This is a genomic window from Labrenzia sp. R5_0 (assembly GCF_017743835.1).
In the GTDB taxonomy this organism is placed as follows: Bacteria; Pseudomonadota; Alphaproteobacteria; order Rhizobiales; family Stappiaceae; genus Roseibium; species Roseibium algicola.
This window is the reverse complement of record NZ_JAGHRK010000002.1, coordinates 1,332,777-1,348,822: the sequence shown is the minus strand read 5'-3', so window position 1 is coordinate 1,348,822 and position 16,046 is coordinate 1,332,777. Positions and strand designations below refer to the sequence as shown.

Genomic DNA, 16,046 nt, shown 5'->3' with positions numbered 1-16,046 from the left:
TTGCGTGAAGAGCTGCAAGACGGGACGGGCAAGGATGAAGAGCGAAGGATAATGATGATCGTCAGACTGCTGTGCATGGTGTGGTTCTGGGTGGCAGCCGGCGTGGTCCAGGCGGCGGATTTCCGCGTGACCTTCATCAATCCGGGTGGCGAGACCGGTTTCTGGGGTGACGTGTCCAGAACCATGATGGCGGCTGCTGCCGATCTGAACGTCGACCTGGAAATCCTGCACGCCGATCGGCGTCCCTACGGCATGGAAGAGCTTCTCAGCCTCCGGCTGGAACAGGGGGAGCTGCCGGACTATTTCATTCTGGTCAACGAGAACCAGGCGGCTGCCCGTCTGATGCAGCTTATGGAGGGCCGGGAGAGCAAGGTTCTGTTTCTGCTCAACAAGCTGACGCCGAAGCAACGGGTCGACCTGGAACGCAGGAACATAGATCTTCATGGTATTATCGCCTCGGTCGTTCCGGACAATGAAACGGCCGGTTACGAGATGGCACAGTCGTTGTTTGCCGAAGCGCGGCGGCTCAACCCTGAGGCAGGGGAAATCCGGTTGCTGTCCCTGACAGGCGATTCAACAACTCCTGCCGGATTGCAGCGGGAACTCGGCATGTTGCGGGCTGTCGCAGACAACAGCGACGTCAAACTGGTCCATGCCATTCCGGTCGACTGGAGCGAGGAACTTGCTTTCGCGCGGACGAAAAGCGTTTTGAACCGTACGCGAATTGACGTCGTCTGGGGTGCGAACGATGACATTGCTTTCGGTGCACAGCGTGCAGCAACCGATGCCGGGCTGAACATCGGCAAGGATATATTGTTCGCCGGGTTGAACTGGTCGAACCGCGGCATGAACGCGGTACGGTCCAACGAACTGACCATGACACATGGCGGGCATTTCTTTGCAGGTGCCTGGGCGATCGTGATGCTGAGGGATCATTTCTTCAGAAGCGTTCAGGGGGAAGTTTTCGTCGATGTCGTGTTCAAGATGTCGCCGATCACCGCCCAGAACGTCGAGCTATATCTCAGCAGGCTTGGTGACGGGAATTGGGACAAGATCGACTTTGCCCGTTTCTGCAAATCGTCTTCCAATCATAGCCACTACGATTTTTCAGCTGACGCCATTCTGGAAGCTGCCGGCAGTTGACCGGCGTGCCGGCTGGAAGGGGACGGCTGTTGTTTCTTTTCTCGTAACACTTTGAATTCTCACCTATCCAAGTCTGCTGTCCGGACGGTATAGATGCCTTGGAAGGGCCATTTGAAGAGCCCAGCGGGAGAGAGCCATGAGCGACGAAGCCGAACCGGGCAAAGCCTATAATCCGGAAGCGGAAGGCGCCGAGATGCGCTTTGCGGACAAGATGTCCTATGGCGACTATTTGGGGCTGACGCAGATTCTGAATGCACAGGCCCCCTTGTCGGACGCTTCCGACGAACTGCTTTTCATCATTCAGCACCAGACGTCGGAGTTGTGGATGAAGCTCATGCTGCATGAGCTGAACGCCGCTCGCGATGCGATTGCCGATGATCACATGCCGCAGGCGATGAAGCTTCTTGCCCGGGTCAGCCGGATCATGGAGCAACTGAATTCTGCCTGGGATGTGCTGCGGACAATGACGCCGAGCGACTACACCCAGTTCCGGGATGCCCTCGGCATGTCCTCGGGCTTCCAGTCGCTGCAATACCGGCTGATCGAATATGCGCTGGGCAACCGGAACACGGCAATGATCCGACCGCACGAGCACGATGCGCAAAGCGTTGCTTTGCTGAATGCGGAGCTGGCCCGCCCCAGCCTTTACCAGGTCGTGCTGGCCTTCGCCCGCCGCCAGGGTCTCGATGTGCCGGATGACGCCATTGCGGTACCTGCTTCTGGTCCACATCTCGAAGTTCCCGCGATCATGACGCTCTGGCAGAAGGTTTACCGGGATCCGTCCGCCCATTGGGCCCTTTACGAGGTCGGTGAGAAACTGGTTGATCTGGAGGACTACTTCCGCCGGTGGCGCTTCAATCATGTCACCACCGTGGAACGGGTGATCGGCTTCAAACGTGGAACCGGCGGAACCGGCGGCGTCAGTTACCTGAAGCGCATGCTGGAAGTCGAACTCTTCCCCGAGCTCTGGCATGTGCGCACTGCGCTCTGAAACAGTCTGCGTCTCGTCATTCTTGGACGAATTGCATGTTTGCCATCGGCGTTTGTGCCGATAGAGTGTCGTTTCAAGAGCCCCGCAAGCGGGCTCAAGGGACTGAAGAGGGGATTTCCTATGTTGAAACAATTTGCTGCGGCCGCCAGCCTGGTGGCCCTTCTGGCGGGAGCGGCGCAGGCCGAACCCGTCAAGGTCGGCATGATCACGACCCTGTCTGGCGGTGGTGCAGGTCTTGGCATCGATGCACGTGACGGCTTCATGCTGGCGGTCAAACAGGCCGGCAACAAGGATCTGGAAGTGATCATCGAAGACGATCAGCGCAAGCCGGACGTCGCGGTTCAGCTTGCCGACAAGATGATCCAGTCGGACAAGGTCGACGTCTTGACCGGCATTATCTGGTCGAACCTGGCCATGGCCGTCGTGCCGTCTGTCACTGCCCAGGGCAAGTTCTATCTGTCACCGAACGCCGGTCCGTCCGCTCTGGCCGGCAAGGGCTGCCATCCGAACTATTTCAGTGTTGCCTATCAGAATGACAACCTGCATGAGGCGGCAGGTGCCTACGCCAAGGAAGCCGGTTTCAAGAAGAGCTTCATCCTCGCGCCGAACTATCCGGCCGGCAAGGATTCGCTGACCGGATACAAGCGCTACTACGATGGTGAACTGGCGGGTGAGATCTACACCAAGCTGGGCCAGACCGACTATGCGGCCGAGATTGCCCAGATCCGCGCATCGGGCGCCGATAGCGTGTTCTTCTTCCTGCCTGGCGGCATGGGTATTTCCTTCCTGAAGCAATATGCCGACAGCGGCGTCGGCCTTCCGGTCGTTGGTCCGGCCTTTTCCTTTGATCAGGGTATCCTGCAGGCCGTCGGGGATGCTGCACTGGGCGTGAAGAACACGAGCCAGTGGAGCAAGGATATCGACAACGATGCCAACAAGGCCTTCGTTGAAAGCTTCCAGGCCGAATACGGTCGCCTGCCGTCGCTTTATGCGGCCCAGGGTTTCGACACGGCCAATCTGCTGCTGTCGGCCATGGCGAAAGCGGATGTGACGGACGCTGACGGTTTCCGCGCAGCGCTTGAAGCAGCTGACTTCCCGTCCGTGCGCGGCAAGTTCAGCTTCGGCCCGAACCATCATCCGATCCAGGACATCTATGTTCGCGAGGTGATCAAGGAAGGTGATGTCTACACCAACAAGATCGTCGGAACGGCCCTGACCGATCACGGTGATGCCTATTCAGCCGAGTGCAAGATGTAAGACTCGGCGGGTTCTCCAAGCTTTGCGAAAGGCGCAGTCTCAGGGCTGCGCCTTTTTCTTTTTGAAATCGTGGGGCTTCCGGGTTCCGGCTCGCAGGAAGTATGGGGCTGGGTTCAATTACCTTTGCCGGCGAAATTACACCTCACTTGACTGCGGTCTTTCCAGGGCTTGCCCCTGTAATCCGCACCTTGACCATGCCTGCCGGGGCTGCGGTTTGGCTCAAGGGCAACGGCATGGATCCCATGGTCAAGCCACGGGATGACGGGGAGTGAATGGGAGAATAGAGGGCATGGATACGGCGATGCTTTGCCCGGCGTCCGTCATTGCAGGGCTTGACCCTGCAATCCATGCCGTGACTCAGCGAACGGAGAGGGTGTGGTCTGAAGCGAGCTACTTCCCGAACACACCTGTATCGATCATCTGCTGGAACATCTCTTCCATGGAGGTTTTCATCGGTCTGTAGGTTACGCCGAGGGCGCGTTTGCTTTTGGAATTGTCGGCGCGCCATTTCACGTCGACGTTGTTGGTGACGAATTTCCGTGAAATACCGCCGACGATCGGCCCGACCAGCCAGACGATCCATTTGGGTAGCGACTGGCGAGGCACCGGATAACGATCGCCGTATTTCTCGATCAAGGCCTTGCCGAGTTCCAGAATGTTGGTGTCGTGGCCGGAGATGATATGCCGTCCCTCGGCCTCTTCCCGGAAGCCGGCCTCCATGTGTGCCCTGGCAAGGTCACGCACATCCACGACGCCAAGGCCAAGTTTCGGAGCGCCCCGTTTCATGGTGCCGTCGCCCATCTGGCGGACGATGTTGAAACTTTCGGATGTCGGCCTGGCGTTAAGGGCCGGACCGATCACCAGCGACGGATTGACGGTGACCAGCTCGAAGCGATCCTGAGCCCTGGCGATCTTCCAGGCTTCCTGTTCCGCAAGCGTCTTGGAATAGCTGTAGGGCTGGTATTCGAGAGAGGCGGTGGTGTTCCAGACCTCCTCCGTCAGTTTGCCACCCGGGGCTTTTAAGCAGTCGACTGCATCCGTGTAGATGGCCGCGCAGGAGCTGGTGACGACCACGCGTTTGACACTTGCAGTCCGCGTGGCGGTTTCCAGAACGCTCCGTGTGCCTTTCACTGCGGGCTCGACCAGTTCCCTCTGCGGGTCCTTGACCGATGTGGTGAAAGGGGAGGCTGTGTGGAAGACGATGGCACAGCCTGCCATCGCCTCGGCGTAGGAACCTTCCTCCAGCAGGTCGGCCCTGAAAAAACGCAAGGTGCCCGGAGATCCGGCCGCAATCTCCTGAAGGTGTGCGACCTTGTCATTGCGGTCCGGGTCACGGACAGCAGCGTGCACCGTAATTCCGGCATCGAGCAATTCCTTCACCAGCCAGCCGGCAACATAGCCCGTGGCACCCGTTACCAGGACCGGTGCATCGGTGGAAAAATAGGTCATCGGATCTGGTCATCCTTCCTTTGAAGGCCGCTCTTGCGCCGGCAGCTTGTCCAAGCAGTGAGATAGCCGCTGGATGGTGTGCGTCAACACAGGAATTGTTTCTGCCATAGATGCCCGACCAGCAGCCAATGGGCGACAGGCGATCGTGAAGACCTGCCTGGCGGACGTCGTATCCGGGGCGCAGACAGGCTGAGGACATGGGCGAGCAGGTCACGCTGCAGTGCAAAGTCAGTATTCGGATTTCGTTTTGCGATGCAAAACGAACCTCAATAGAAGTATGATGTAGAAAAATATGAAAGACTCGAAACCCGATTTCGTGCTACATCTGATGTCAAAATTGTGCCACACTGACGGTGCTGATCGACAGGTGACCGGGTTTTCGGGTCGAGTGCAGGGGGCGTTCCTGTTCTTGAAAAGCCTTTGAAAACAATATTTTGCCACTCTTTTGAGTAGGCTTGATTATCTACTAAAAATTTAGTTTGACAACATGGCGATGCTGTGACCATCTATTCGTAGCCGGTTAATGACGGCGTTTAATATCTCACGGGAGGAGATGCAGATGCGTAAGTATCTACTCACCGCAGTCGCAGCTGGTGCTGTGCTTGCGGGGGCAGGGTCCGCTTTTGCCGATGAAGCAGCGGCGCAAAAGTGGATCGACCAGGAATTCCAGCCATCCGTTCTGTCAAAAGATGAGCAGCTTGCAGAAATGCAGTGGTTCATCAATGCGGCCGAACCGTTCAAGGGCATGGAAATCAACGTCTTGTCCGAAGGCATTCCGACGCACTCCTATGAGTCGGAAGTTCTGACCAAGGCCTTCGAAGAAATCACCGGTATCAAGGTCAATCACCAGATCCTCGGCGAAGGGGAAGTGGTGCAGGCCGTGCAGACCCAGATGCAGACCGGCCGGAACCTCTATGACGCCTATGTCAACGACTCCGACCTGATCGGCACCCATTCCCGTCTGCAGCTCGCCTACAACCTGACCGACTGGATGAACGGCGACGCCAAGGATGTCACCAACCCGGGTCTCGACCTGGAAGACTTCATGGGCACCCAGTTCACGACCGGCCCGGACGGCGACCTCTATCAGTTGCCTGACCAGCAGTTCGCAAACCTCTACTGGTTCCGCAAGGACTGGTTCGACCGTGAAGACCTGAAGGCAGCCTTCAAGGAAAAATACGGTTATGAACTCGGCGTGCCGGTCAACTGGTCCGCATATGAGGACATCGCCGAATTCTTCACCAAGGACGTCAAGGAAGTCGACGGCGTCCAGATCTATGGTCACATGGACTACGGCAAGCGCGCACCGGATCTCGGCTGGCGCATGACCGATGCCTGGCTGTCCATGGCGGGTGCAGGCGACAAAGGCGAGCCGAACGGCGTACCGGTTGACGAGTGGGGCATCCGCATGGAAGCCGGCACATGTAACCCGGTTGGCGCTTCGGTTTCCCGCGGTGGTGCTGCAAACGGCCCGGCGGCCGTCTACGCGATCCGCAAGTGGGACGAATGGCTGCGGAACTACGCGCCTCCGGGTGCTGCCAGCTTCGACTTCTATCAGTCCCTGCCGGCTCTCAGCCAGGGCAACGTTGCCCAGCAGATCTTCTGGTACACCGCGTTCACCGCGGACATGGTGAAGCCGAAGTCCGAAGGCAACAACACGGTTGACGACGAAGGCACGCCGCTGTGGCGCATGGCTCCGAGCCCCCATGGTCCTTACTGGGAAGAAGGCCAGAAGGTCGGCTACCAGGACGTGGGTTCCTGGACCATCCTGAACTCCACTCCGGTGGATCGTGCGAAAGCAGCCTGGCTCTATGCCCAGTTCGTGGTCTCCAAGACGGTTGACGTGAAGAAGAGCCATGTCGGTCTCACCTTCATTCGCGACAGTACCGTGCGTCACGAGTCCTTCACCGAGCGTTCTCCGAAGCTCGGCGGCCTGGTCGAGTTCTATCGCTCGCCGGACCGTGTTGCCTGGTCCCCGACCGGCATCAACGTTCCGGACTATCCGAAGCTGGCCCAGATCTGGTGGCAGCAGATCGGTGACGTGAACTCCGGTGCGTTCACGCCGCAGGAAGCCATGGATCGTCTGGCACAGGAAATGGACATCGTCATGGCCCGCATGCAGCAGGCTGACGAGCGCGCCAACGTCTACGGTGGCTGCGGTCCGCGTCTGAACGAAGAGTCGGATCCGCAAGAATGGCTGAACAAGCCGGGCGCACCGAAGGCAAAGCTCGAAAACGAGAAGCCGCAGGGCCAGACCGTGAACTACGACGAGCTGGTTGCACGCTGGGCTGAAAAGTAAACCTGAGCGCGACGTGCAAGGGCATCGTGTCTGCCAAGCAGAACATGGTGCCCGGGCACCCATCACCCAACAAACCGGACCGGGGCGTCTCCCCGGTCCACCACCGATCCGAAGCGACAGGGCGCGAAATCGATGTTTCGCCACTTGCACCTGTCCGGACGCGGGCGAAAAATAAATGTCTCTAGAACTTAAGAACGTCAGCAAGCGCGTTGCAGGCATCACCCATGTCAAGGAAACGAGCCTGACGCTGCATCCCGGTCACTTCAACGTTCTGCTTGGGGAAACCGGCTCGGGCAAGACCTCGCTGATCAAGCTGATGGCTGGTCTCGACAGCCTGGCGACAGGGCAGATCGTGCTCAATGGCAAGGACGTGTCCCGCCTGTCCGCGCAAAAGCGCAACATCAGCCTGGTGCACCAGTTTTTCGTCAACTACCCGCATATGTCTGTCTTCGACAACATCGCCTCGCCGCTGAAGGTTGCAGGTGTTGCCAGGTCGGAGATCGAAGGCCGGGTGGAAGAAGCGGCCAAGCTGATGAAGCTGAACCCGTATCTCAACCGCAAGCCGCATGAACTGTCGGGTGGCCAGCAGCAGCGCACCGCGCTGGCGCGGGCCATCGTCAAGGAAAGCGATGCGGTCTTCCTCGACGAACCGCTCGCCAACCTCGACTACAAGCTGCGCGAGGAACTGCGCGACCAGCTTCCGGAACTTTTTGCAGGCCGCGGCGCAGTCGTCGTCTACGCAACGTCCGAGCCTGAAGAGGCCCTTCTTCTGGGAGGGCATACGGCCCTCATGACCGACGGCAACGTGGTGCAGTTCGGCCCGACCGCCGACATCTATCGCAAGCCGAAGGATCTGGACGCTGCCAAGGTGTTCTCCAACCCGCCGATCAATGTCGCCTCGGTGACCAAGCGCGGAGACCTGGTGATCCTGAACGAGGTCACGAGCTGGCAGGCCACAGGTGCTGCGTCGGGACTTCAAGATGGAGCCTACACCCTTGCGATCCGGCCCAATCACGTGATGCCGGTGGCAAGTGCGCATCATACCGTGAAGCTTGACGGACACGTACTGGTGACGGAGCTCAGCGGTTCGGAAAGCAGTGCCCATTTCGACATGGACGGCAACGCCTGGGTCTCTCTGTCACCCGGTGTTCATCCCTATTCCGTCGGCGAGGTCCACACTTTCTACCTGGATCCGAGCCATTGTTTCTTCTTTGCGCCTGACGGCCAGCTGGTCGCCTGAGGAGAGGACATCATGGCACAAATCAAACTCTCCAATCTGCGTCACAGCTACCAGCCCAATCCGGCGAGCGATGCGGATTACGCCCTGAAGAAGATCGACCTGACGTGGGATGACGGCGGCGCCTATGCCCTGCTTGGCCCGTCGGGTTGCGGCAAGTCCACGCTGCTGAACATCATTTCCGGCCTGCTGGTGCCTTCTGAAGGCAAGATCCTGTTCAACGATCAGGACGTTACCTCGCTGCCGCCGGCAAAGCGCAATATCGCGCAGGTGTTCCAGTTTCCGGTCATCTACGACACGATGACCGTCTACGACAATCTGGCCTTTCCGCTCAGAAACCGCGGGCGGGACGAGGACACGGTCAAGCGCCGGGTCGCCGCGATCGCCGAAATGCTGGAAGTCAGCGACATGCTGAAGGTCCGGGCGGCAAATCTTTCGCCGGACAACAAGCAGAAGATCTCCATGGGCCGCGGCCTCATCCGCGAGGACGTCAACGTCGTCATGTTCGACGAGCCTCTGACGGTGATCGACCCGCATCTGAAATGGAAGCTGCGATCCAAGCTGAAAGAGCTTCATCAGCGGGTCAAGGCGACCATGATCTACGTGACGCACGACCAGACCGAAGCGCTGACCTTTGCCGACCAGGTGGTGGTGATGCAGGACGGTGAAGTCGTGCAGATCGGGACGCCAGTGGAGTTGTTCGAACGTCCGGCCCACACTTTCGTCGGTCACTTCATCGGCTCTCCGGGAATGAACGTCCTACCCTGCGACGTCCAGAACGGCGCCGCGTTCTTCCGCGGTGAAAAGGTCGCGCTGGAAGGCCCGGTGACTGCCGCCGGCGACGGCACGGCGGAGATCGGCGTCCGTCCGGAATTCGTCAAGGTGTCTGCCGACGGTGCAGGCATTGCGGCGAAGGTCCGCAAGGTTGCCGATATCGGCCGCCACAAGGTGGTTGAGGCGATCGCTCATGACATGCGTATCAACGCCATTCTGGAGGGCGAGGCGCCCAATGCCGGAGACGACGTGATGCTCGACTTCAAACAATCCCAGACGCGTCTCTACAAGGACGGCTGGCTGGCGAGCCAGCCTGAGGGAGGGGCCCGATGAAAACGCAAAATCAACGTGCCTGGTTCTTCGTAACCCCGGTGCTCATTCTTGTCGCCTTCAACGCGCTCATCCCGATGATGACCGTGGTGAACTACTCCGTTCAGGAAACCTTCGGCGACAACCTGTTCTTCTGGCAGGGTCTGGACTGGTTCGAGCAGGTGCTTCGCTCGGAGCGCTTTCACAATGCGCTCGGACGGCAGTTCCTGTTCACTTTCCTGATCCTGATTATCGAGGTGCCGCTTGGCGTCGCCATTGCGCTGTCCATGCCCAAGAAGGGCTTCTGGGTGCCGTTCTGCCTCGTCACCATGGCCTTGCCGATGCTGATCCCGTGGAACGTGGTCGGCGCGATGTGGAACATCTTCACCCTGCCGGACATCGGTCTGCTCGGTTACTTCCTGAACCACACCCTGGGCATCTCCTATGACATGACCCAGAACCCGATTGCTGCCTGGGTGACGATCATCGTCATGGATGTCTGGCACTGGACATCGCTGGTGGTGCTCCTGGCCTATGCCGGTCTGGTTTCGATCCCGAACGCCTACTATCAGGCGGCGGAAATCGACGGAGCCTCCCGGTGGGCGGTGTTCCGCTTCATCCAGTTGCCGAAGATGAAAACGGTGCTGACCATTGCCGTGCTGCTGCGCTTCATGGACAGCTTCAACATCTATACGGAGCCTTTCGTGCTGACGGGCGGTGGTCCGGGCAACTCCACGACGCTGCTCTCGATTGATCTTGTGAAGATCGCGCTGGGTCAGTTCGACCTTGGACCGGCAGCCGCCATGTCCCTCATCTACTTCGCCATCACGTTGTTCGCCTCCTGGCTGTTCTACACGCTGATGACGATGAACGATAACAAGTCCTGAGGAGAACCGTCATGCGCCTGAAAAGCCTGGTTCCCATCCTGTACATTCTCTTCCTGATGTTGCCGATCTACTGGCTCGTCGCGATGAGCTTCAAGACCACCAACGAGATCCTGTCAGGGTTCACCCTGTTCCCGCAGACCTGGACCTTCGCCAACTACATCGAGATCTTCACCGATCCGACCTGGTACTGGGGCTACATCAACTCGATCATCTACGTGACCATCAACACGGTCATTTCGATCACCGTCGCGCTGCCGGCAGCCTATGCTTTCTCCCGCTATTCCTTCGTGGGCGACAAGCACCTGTTCTTCTGGCTGCTGACAAACCGTATGGCTCCGGCCGCCGTCTTCGCGCTGCCCTTCTTCCAGCTCTATTCCGCCGTCGGCCTGTTCGACACCCATCTTGCCGTTGCACTGGCACACTGCCTGTTCAACGTGCCGCTGGCGGTCTGGATCCTGGAGGGTTTCATGAGCGGGGTGCCGAAGGAACTGGACGAAACCGCCTATGTGGACGGCTATTCCTTCCCGCGCTTCTTCATGACGATCTTCCTGCCGGCCATCAAGTCCGGCGTTGGAGTGGCCGCCTTCTTCTGCTTCATGTTCTCCTGGGTGGAAATGCTGCTGTCCAAGACACTTACCGCCGTCGAGGCGAAACCCATTGCCGCCGTGATGACCCGAACCGCTTCCTCCGCCGGTTACGAACTGGGTCTGCTGGCGGCCGCCGGGACCCTGACCATCATTCCCGGCGCCATCGTCATCTATTTTGTCCGTAACTACATTGCCAAGGGCTTTGCCCTGGGGAGGGTATGATGCTCGGTTGGATGGCCTGGACCCTGCCGACGGCTCTGCTGTTCGTCGGTATATTCTCCGCAATCGGGGTGCTGACTGCTCTGGAAGTGAAATTTCCCGGTGGCGCTGCCCGGCGCGGTGTCCTGGGACTGGAAACGACCCGGGGCGACCGCCTCTTCATCACCTTGCTCGGAACGGCCTATATCTTCCTGGCCTGGCTTGGCCTGGTGGGCAACCCGCTCTGGTGGCCGCTCGCTCTGAGCATCGGTTGGGGTGTCTTCTGCTTCTGGAAAGTCTGACGTGAATAAAGGCGCGCGGGTTTCCCGCGCGCTTCGTCCATCAGGTGGTCTCGATCAGGGGAGAAACCCGAACACCTTCGTCGACTAAAGACATAGTAATTTCCGATATTCTGGTGCATGAATAGATGCGTAAGCCACATCCATTCCGCAATCGGTGCAGGACTGTAATGAGAAAGCGTAAGAGCAACGAGTTTTTGACCGAAGTCGAACTGGAGTTCATGACCGAACTCTGGAAACTCGGCGAAGGTTCCGTGCGGGACATCCTTGCATGTCTGCCGCCGGAGAGAAAACTCGCCTATACGTCCTGCGCCACCATCATGCGGATCCTGGATGAAAAAGGCTTCGTGGACAGCCGCAAAGAAGGCAAGACATTCATCTATTCCCCTCGGCTGACCAGGGATACCTACCAGTCCCGATCTCTCCGAAACCTTTCAGAAAAACTGTTCGACGGCACGCCGGCGTCCCTCGTGGCCCGACTTGTCGATGAATACGAACTATCGGGAGACGATCTGGAGGAAATCAGAGCGTTGCTGGACAGGAGGAGGACAGATGACGCTACTTAACCAGATTTTCGATATCTATATCGATCTGAACATCACACTGGCCATTACCGCAATGGTGTGGCTGAGCGCCAAACTTCTGCTGGCCCGTTCCGGCAAGAAGGTCGACTTTTCCGTACAGCTTGGGCTGCTGAACGGCTTGTTCGCCCTGATCCTGCTAACACCCTTCGCCGTCATGGGCTACCAGCACATGTTGTCGGCGGAGGTGGTCCCCCGGACCATGTCCGTCAACCTGGCCGATTACGCCGTATCGCAGTACCTGCGTGGCGGCATCGCCATTTCGGCGGAAGACTTTCAGTCGCTGCTTGGACTGCGCACGCAGATCAGCGAAACGATCCTGACCCTGTCTACCGGTCTGGGTGCCGGGATTGCTTTGGCTTTCGTGGCCGGGTTCAGCTATTTCGCGCTGAAGCTTGTCGTCAGCTTCGTCCGATTGTACCGGGTGCTGGCAACCTGCCATGAATGGCGGAGCAATGGCCGTGTGCTGTTGCTGCTGTCGGATCGCGCAATGGTGCCGTTTTCCGCACGTGGGCTGAGGCGCCACTACGTGGTCATTCCGTCCGACCTGCTGGCCGAGCCGGAAGACCTGAAGCTGGTTCTCAAGCACGAGTTCCAGCATCTTCGCCAGGGCGATGTCACCTGGGAAATCGGGCTTGAACTGCTGCGCCCGCTGTTCTTCTGGAACCCGTTCTTCTACATGTGGAAGTCGGAAGTCGAACGTCTGCGTGAACTGGCCTGCGATCAGAAGGTCGCCGAAAACGCCCATGTGGACCTGAGGTCCTATTGCATGTGTCTGCTCCGCGCCGCCCAGGCGGGGATCCGCAAGCGCCAGGACAAGGAAGCGCGCAAACGTTCCGTCGGGATCGCAGCCGTTGCCCTTTTGGAGGTGCAGGACAAGCTGCTTCGCCGTTCCCCGGCCGCGAAACTGCGCCGCCGCGTGGAGGCCTTGCTGGAAACCAATCGGGTTCGTCCTCATTGGGGTGTTACCTGCCTTGCCGTGTTGCCCATGGTGGCGGTGGTTTTCCTGTCGGCACTGTCGATCCAGAAACCGGCGGACTGGAGCCAGGACCGGCTGATGCTGTCGGCCATCATCAATCTGGAGCGCCTGGAAACCAGAAACGGTTCGAACGGGCAACAGGCCTACAATACTTTTGCGCAGCGCCCGCTGCGCTGAGTGATCCAACACTGCTCCGGGCGGAAGGTCGTCCGGAGCAGGAGCATATCCCCTCTGTTCTCCAAAACGTTTGGTCTTGCTCAGGCGAGCGACCATGAGCTCCCGTTCGCGCTGTGCGTGCCTCGATTGCGGGTCATTCAAAAATATCCATCTGGAAATCATTCGCCATTCAGGGGATTACTGAACCGTGCCTGCACAGGGGCGGTGCCTCGTGGCTGGCGAGAAATGAAGGTCATCGTCGGCGGCGGTGTCGGGCAATCCAGAGATCTTGAGCGTGTGCAAGAAACAGGTCCATTGAGGTCAGCCAAATCCATACGGATCAGGGGTCTTGTCCAGGGCGTCGGGTTTCGGCCGTTTGTCTGGCAGCTTGCAAGGGGTCTGGGCCTTGCCGGTCATGTGCTGAACGACGGCGAAGGTGTGCTGATCGAAGCAAGTGGTGACGAGCGCTCGCTTGACCTTTTTCTGAGCCGTCTGCAATCGGACGCGCCACTGCTGGCACGTATCGACCAGATTGTTGTGTCCGATCTGGCAGGTGCGCCCGATGCCAGAGATTTCAGAATTCTGCCGAGTGAAGAAGGCAAGGTCGCCACTGGCGTGGTGCCGGACGCCGCAACATGCCCGGCCTGCCTGGCCGACATCCGAAACCCGGCCGACCGGCGTTACCGCCATGCCTTTGCCAATTGCACCCATTGCGGACCGCGTCTGTCCATCCTGCGGCACATTCCTTATGACCGGGCCTCGACAGCCATGGCGGCCTTCGAAATGTGCCGGGCGTGCCGCATCGAATATGAAAACCCGGCTGACCGACGCTTCCATGCCCAACCGATTGCCTGTCCGCAGTGCGGGCCGAAATTCTGGTTTGAAGACAAAGACGGATGTGCCGTTGATGGCGATCCTGTCGTCCTTGCCGCCGAGCGGCTCGGGCGCGGTGCCATTCTGGCGATCAAGGGTCTTGGCGGGTTTCAGATAGCGGTCGATGCAGGCAATCAGAGCGCCATTGAAAAGCTGAGGTTGCGCAAGCACCGTCCGGTGAAGCCACTCGCCCTTATGGCGCGGGATCTGGACCAGATCCGGGACTTCGCCTTGGCTGATGCAAAAGAGGTGGCGCTGCTGGAAAGCCCGGCGGCACCGATCGTTCTGCTTAAGAAAGCGGGCGCACCACTGGCGCCGGGTATCGCCGGTCCGTTCGACCGCCTTGGTGTCATGCTGCCGAACACCCCCTTGCACCATCTGCTGATGGCCGAGCTGAAGGGGCCGATTGTGCTTACCTCCGGAAATCTTTCCGAGAACCCGCAGGAAACACAAAACGCATGTACCCGGCACAACCTTACAGGCATTGTCGACGGGTTCCTGATGCACAACCGCGACGTGGTCAATCGGCTGGATGACAGCGTCGTTCGTCAGGATCGATCCGGCGTTTCCATCCTGCGCCGCGCGCGCGGATACGCTCCGTCGCCGATCCGTCTGCCCATTTCTTTCGAGGGGGCGCCGAAGGTTCTTGCTCTTGGGGGAGAGCTGAAGGCGACCTTCTGCCTTCTCGACGGCCGCAATGCGGTCCTGTCGCAGCATATCGGCGATCTTGAAAACGCGCCGACCCTTGCGGACTACAAGAAGATGCTGAGGCTCTATCTGGACCTCTACCAGTTCGAGCCTGATATTGTCGCCGTCGATGCACATCCGCAATATCTGTCGACGCGGATCGGCGAAGACTTTGCCCGGGAGCGTGGCCTGCCGCTGGTTCGGGTGCAGCATCACCATGCGCATCTTGCGGCCTGCCTGGCTGATCAGGGGCAAGACCAGGGGCAAGACAAGGCGATGCCCGGGACCGTTCATGCCGTTGTTCTGGACGGGCTAGGCTGGGGGGCGGACGGGACGGTCTGGGGCGGTGAAATCCTGCAGGGAAGCTACGGCGGCTTTGTGCGGCGTGGCCATTTCCGGCAAGTGCCGTTGCCGGGAGGAGAGGCTGCAAACCGTGAGCCATGGCGCAATCTGGCTGCGCAATTGTTTACTGCCTTTGGAGTGAACTACCGCGCCAACCTGATGGGAACCGGTCTGGAAACCAGGTTTTCCGGCCATCAGGCAAAGCTGCTTGATCAGATGATGCAGAAAGGTGTCAACGCACCGATGACGTCCTCTGCCGGGCGACTGTTTGATGCGGTGGCTGCCGCGCTTGATATTTGTCCGGACAAGCAAGGCTTCGAAGGTGAGGCTGCAATGCAGCTGGAGGTGCTGGCGCGCGCCTGCGTGGCTGGCAAGGAAGGATATCCGGTGGAGGTGACGACGTCGGAGACCGTATTGCTGTCGTTCGACAAGGTCTGGCCTGCGCTTCTTGGCGATCTCAAATCGGGAGTGGGGCATGAGACTATCTCCGCGCGCTTTCACCAAGGCCTGATCGACGGCCTTGCGCGCGGCCTGTCGGCTGCAGGCGCAAGACCATCCGGCAAGGTCGTTCTTTCCGGCGGCGTTTTCCAGAACGCCTTCTTGCGCGACGGCCTGACCGAGAAGCTGGAAGCCGATGGCTACACCGTTCTCAACCATAAAAATGTGCCCGCCAACGATGGCGGCCTTGCGCTCGGTCAGGCGGTGATCGCGGCAAATTTGCAAGCGCCCTGAACCTTCGATGACTGATTTTTTGCCCTGACTGAAGGTCCTTGAACGCGCCTCGGTCAGCACGATCGACCGATAGGCCATCGGGTGCCATCTGCCCCGATTTTAAGCAGGTTGATCTTCCTCAAAGACGTTTTCCTGCAAGTCTGGAAGCGTGGAAACACTCGGAAATTTCACAAGTGTATTGCGGGTCGTTGCCATCATGTGCTGCAGTCCGGTTTGATCTCAAATCGATTTAGCGGCAGGGCGCAACACCAGCCAATCGCGCCGGA

13 protein-coding genes are annotated in these 16,046 nt (G+C 59.1%); 12 read left to right on the top strand and 1 reads right to left on the bottom strand.

The genetic code is table 11. The features are described 5' to 3' along the window. Window positions 1-51 precede the first annotated feature (51 nt). The 3 genes from J7447_RS15030 (at window position 52) to J7447_RS15020 (ending at window position 3,391) form a co-directional block, all read left to right on the top strand. A complete protein-coding gene (locus tag J7447_RS15030) occupies window positions 52-1,143 on the top strand; it encodes an ABC transporter substrate-binding protein (RefSeq protein WP_081713240.1) in 1,092 nt (363 codons plus the stop codon). A 136-nt stretch (window positions 1,144-1,279) separates the two neighbouring features. Beyond that, on the top strand, window positions 1,280-2,134 hold the full coding sequence (gene kynA / locus J7447_RS15025; protein WP_209170078.1) for a tryptophan 2,3-dioxygenase: 855 nt from the start codon (window positions 1,280-1,282) through the stop codon (window positions 2,132-2,134). 120 nt (window positions 2,135-2,254) lie between these two features. Beyond that, a complete protein-coding gene (locus tag J7447_RS15020) occupies window positions 2,255-3,391 on the top strand; it encodes an ABC transporter substrate-binding protein (protein WP_023003062.1) in 1,137 nt (378 codons plus the stop codon). 390 nt (window positions 3,392-3,781) lie between these two features. On the opposite strand, the gene J7447_RS15015 is transcribed toward J7447_RS15020, so the two are convergent. Then, entirely contained in the window at window positions 3,782-4,840 is a 1,059-nt protein-coding gene (locus J7447_RS15015; RefSeq protein ID WP_209170077.1) for an NAD-dependent epimerase/dehydratase family protein, read from the bottom strand. Window positions 4,841-5,399: 559 nt separating this feature from the next. Here J7447_RS15015 and J7447_RS15010 point away from each other — a divergent pair. The 9 genes from J7447_RS15010 (at window position 5,400) to hypF (ending at window position 15,780) form a co-directional block, all read left to right on the top strand. Continuing rightward, entirely contained in the window at window positions 5,400-7,139 is a 1,740-nt protein-coding gene (locus tag J7447_RS15010; RefSeq protein WP_031270305.1) for an ABC transporter substrate-binding protein, read from the top strand. Window positions 7,140-7,314: 175 nt separating this feature from the next. Continuing rightward, window positions 7,315-8,379, top strand: coding sequence for an ABC transporter ATP-binding protein (locus J7447_RS15005; RefSeq protein WP_023003066.1), 1,065 nt, complete (start codon window positions 7,315-7,317; stop codon window positions 8,377-8,379). Window positions 8,380-8,391: 12 nt separating this feature from the next. Then, a complete protein-coding gene (locus J7447_RS15000; RefSeq protein WP_062487254.1) occupies window positions 8,392-9,483 on the top strand; it encodes an ABC transporter ATP-binding protein in 1,092 nt (363 codons plus the stop codon). Beyond that, window positions 9,480-10,346 carry a sugar ABC transporter permease gene (locus J7447_RS14995; protein WP_023003068.1) on the top strand — a complete coding sequence of 289 codons (867 nt, stop codon included), beginning with the start codon at window positions 9,480-9,482 and terminating at the stop codon, window positions 10,344-10,346. Before J7447_RS15000 ends, J7447_RS14995 begins: the two co-directional genes overlap by 4 nt. A gap of 11 nt (window positions 10,347-10,357) precedes the next feature. After that, complete coding sequence (locus J7447_RS14990) at window positions 10,358-11,155, top strand: carbohydrate ABC transporter permease (protein WP_023003069.1); 798 nt, start codon at window positions 10,358-10,360, stop codon at window positions 11,153-11,155. After that, window positions 11,152-11,433 carry a DUF2160 domain-containing protein gene (locus J7447_RS14985; RefSeq protein ID WP_023003070.1) on the top strand — a complete coding sequence of 94 codons (282 nt, stop codon included), beginning with the start codon at window positions 11,152-11,154 and terminating at the stop codon, window positions 11,431-11,433. The genes J7447_RS14990 and J7447_RS14985 overlap by 4 nt, the downstream gene beginning before the upstream one ends. Window positions 11,434-11,600: 167 nt before the next feature. Beyond that, window positions 11,601-11,996, top strand: coding sequence for a BlaI/MecI/CopY family transcriptional regulator (locus J7447_RS14980; protein WP_023003071.1), 396 nt, complete (start codon window positions 11,601-11,603; stop codon window positions 11,994-11,996). After that, on the top strand, window positions 11,983-13,167 hold the full coding sequence (locus J7447_RS14975; RefSeq protein ID WP_023003072.1) for a M56 family metallopeptidase: 1,185 nt from the start codon (window positions 11,983-11,985) through the stop codon (window positions 13,165-13,167). The genes J7447_RS14980 and J7447_RS14975 overlap by 14 nt, the downstream gene beginning before the upstream one ends. Window positions 13,168-13,392: 225 nt before the next feature. Then, the gene (hypF, locus tag J7447_RS14970; protein ID WP_209170076.1) at window positions 13,393-15,780 is read left to right on the top strand and encodes a carbamoyltransferase HypF; all 2,388 of its coding nucleotides are present in this window, start codon (window positions 13,393-13,395) and stop codon (window positions 15,778-15,780) included. The last annotated feature ends 266 nt before the right edge of the window (window positions 15,781-16,046 follow it).

Excerpts from the sequence above, each read along its gene's own strand:
- J7447_RS14995 (WP_023003068.1), top strand. The coding sequence starts at position 9,480 with ATGAAAACGCAAAATCAACGTGCCTGGTTCTTCGTAACCCCGGTGCTC.
- J7447_RS15015 (WP_209170077.1), bottom strand. The coding sequence starts at position 4,840 with ATGACCTATTTTTCCACCGATGCACCGGTCCTGGTAACGGGTGCCACG.
- J7447_RS14980 (WP_023003071.1), top strand. The coding sequence starts at position 11,601 with ATGAGAAAGCGTAAGAGCAACGAGTTTTTGACCGAAGTCGAACTGGAG.
- J7447_RS14985 (WP_023003070.1), top strand. The coding sequence starts at position 11,152 with ATGATGCTCGGTTGGATGGCCTGGACCCTGCCGACGGCTCTGCTGTTC.
- J7447_RS14975 (WP_023003072.1), top strand. The coding sequence starts at position 11,983 with ATGACGCTACTTAACCAGATTTTCGATATCTATATCGATCTGAACATC.
- J7447_RS15030 (WP_081713240.1), top strand. The coding sequence starts at position 52 with ATGATGATCGTCAGACTGCTGTGCATGGTGTGGTTCTGGGTGGCAGCC.
- J7447_RS14990 (WP_023003069.1), top strand. The coding sequence starts at position 10,358 with ATGCGCCTGAAAAGCCTGGTTCCCATCCTGTACATTCTCTTCCTGATG.
- hypF (WP_209170076.1), top strand. The coding sequence starts at position 13,393 with ATGAAGGTCATCGTCGGCGGCGGTGTCGGGCAATCCAGAGATCTTGAG.
- J7447_RS15010 (WP_031270305.1), top strand. The coding sequence starts at position 5,400 with ATGCGTAAGTATCTACTCACCGCAGTCGCAGCTGGTGCTGTGCTTGCG.
- J7447_RS15020 (WP_023003062.1), top strand. The coding sequence starts at position 2,255 with ATGTTGAAACAATTTGCTGCGGCCGCCAGCCTGGTGGCCCTTCTGGCG.
- J7447_RS15000 (WP_062487254.1), top strand. The coding sequence starts at position 8,392 with ATGGCACAAATCAAACTCTCCAATCTGCGTCACAGCTACCAGCCCAAT.
- kynA (WP_209170078.1), top strand. The coding sequence starts at position 1,280 with ATGAGCGACGAAGCCGAACCGGGCAAAGCCTATAATCCGGAAGCGGAA.
- J7447_RS15005 (WP_023003066.1), top strand. The coding sequence starts at position 7,315 with ATGTCTCTAGAACTTAAGAACGTCAGCAAGCGCGTTGCAGGCATCACC.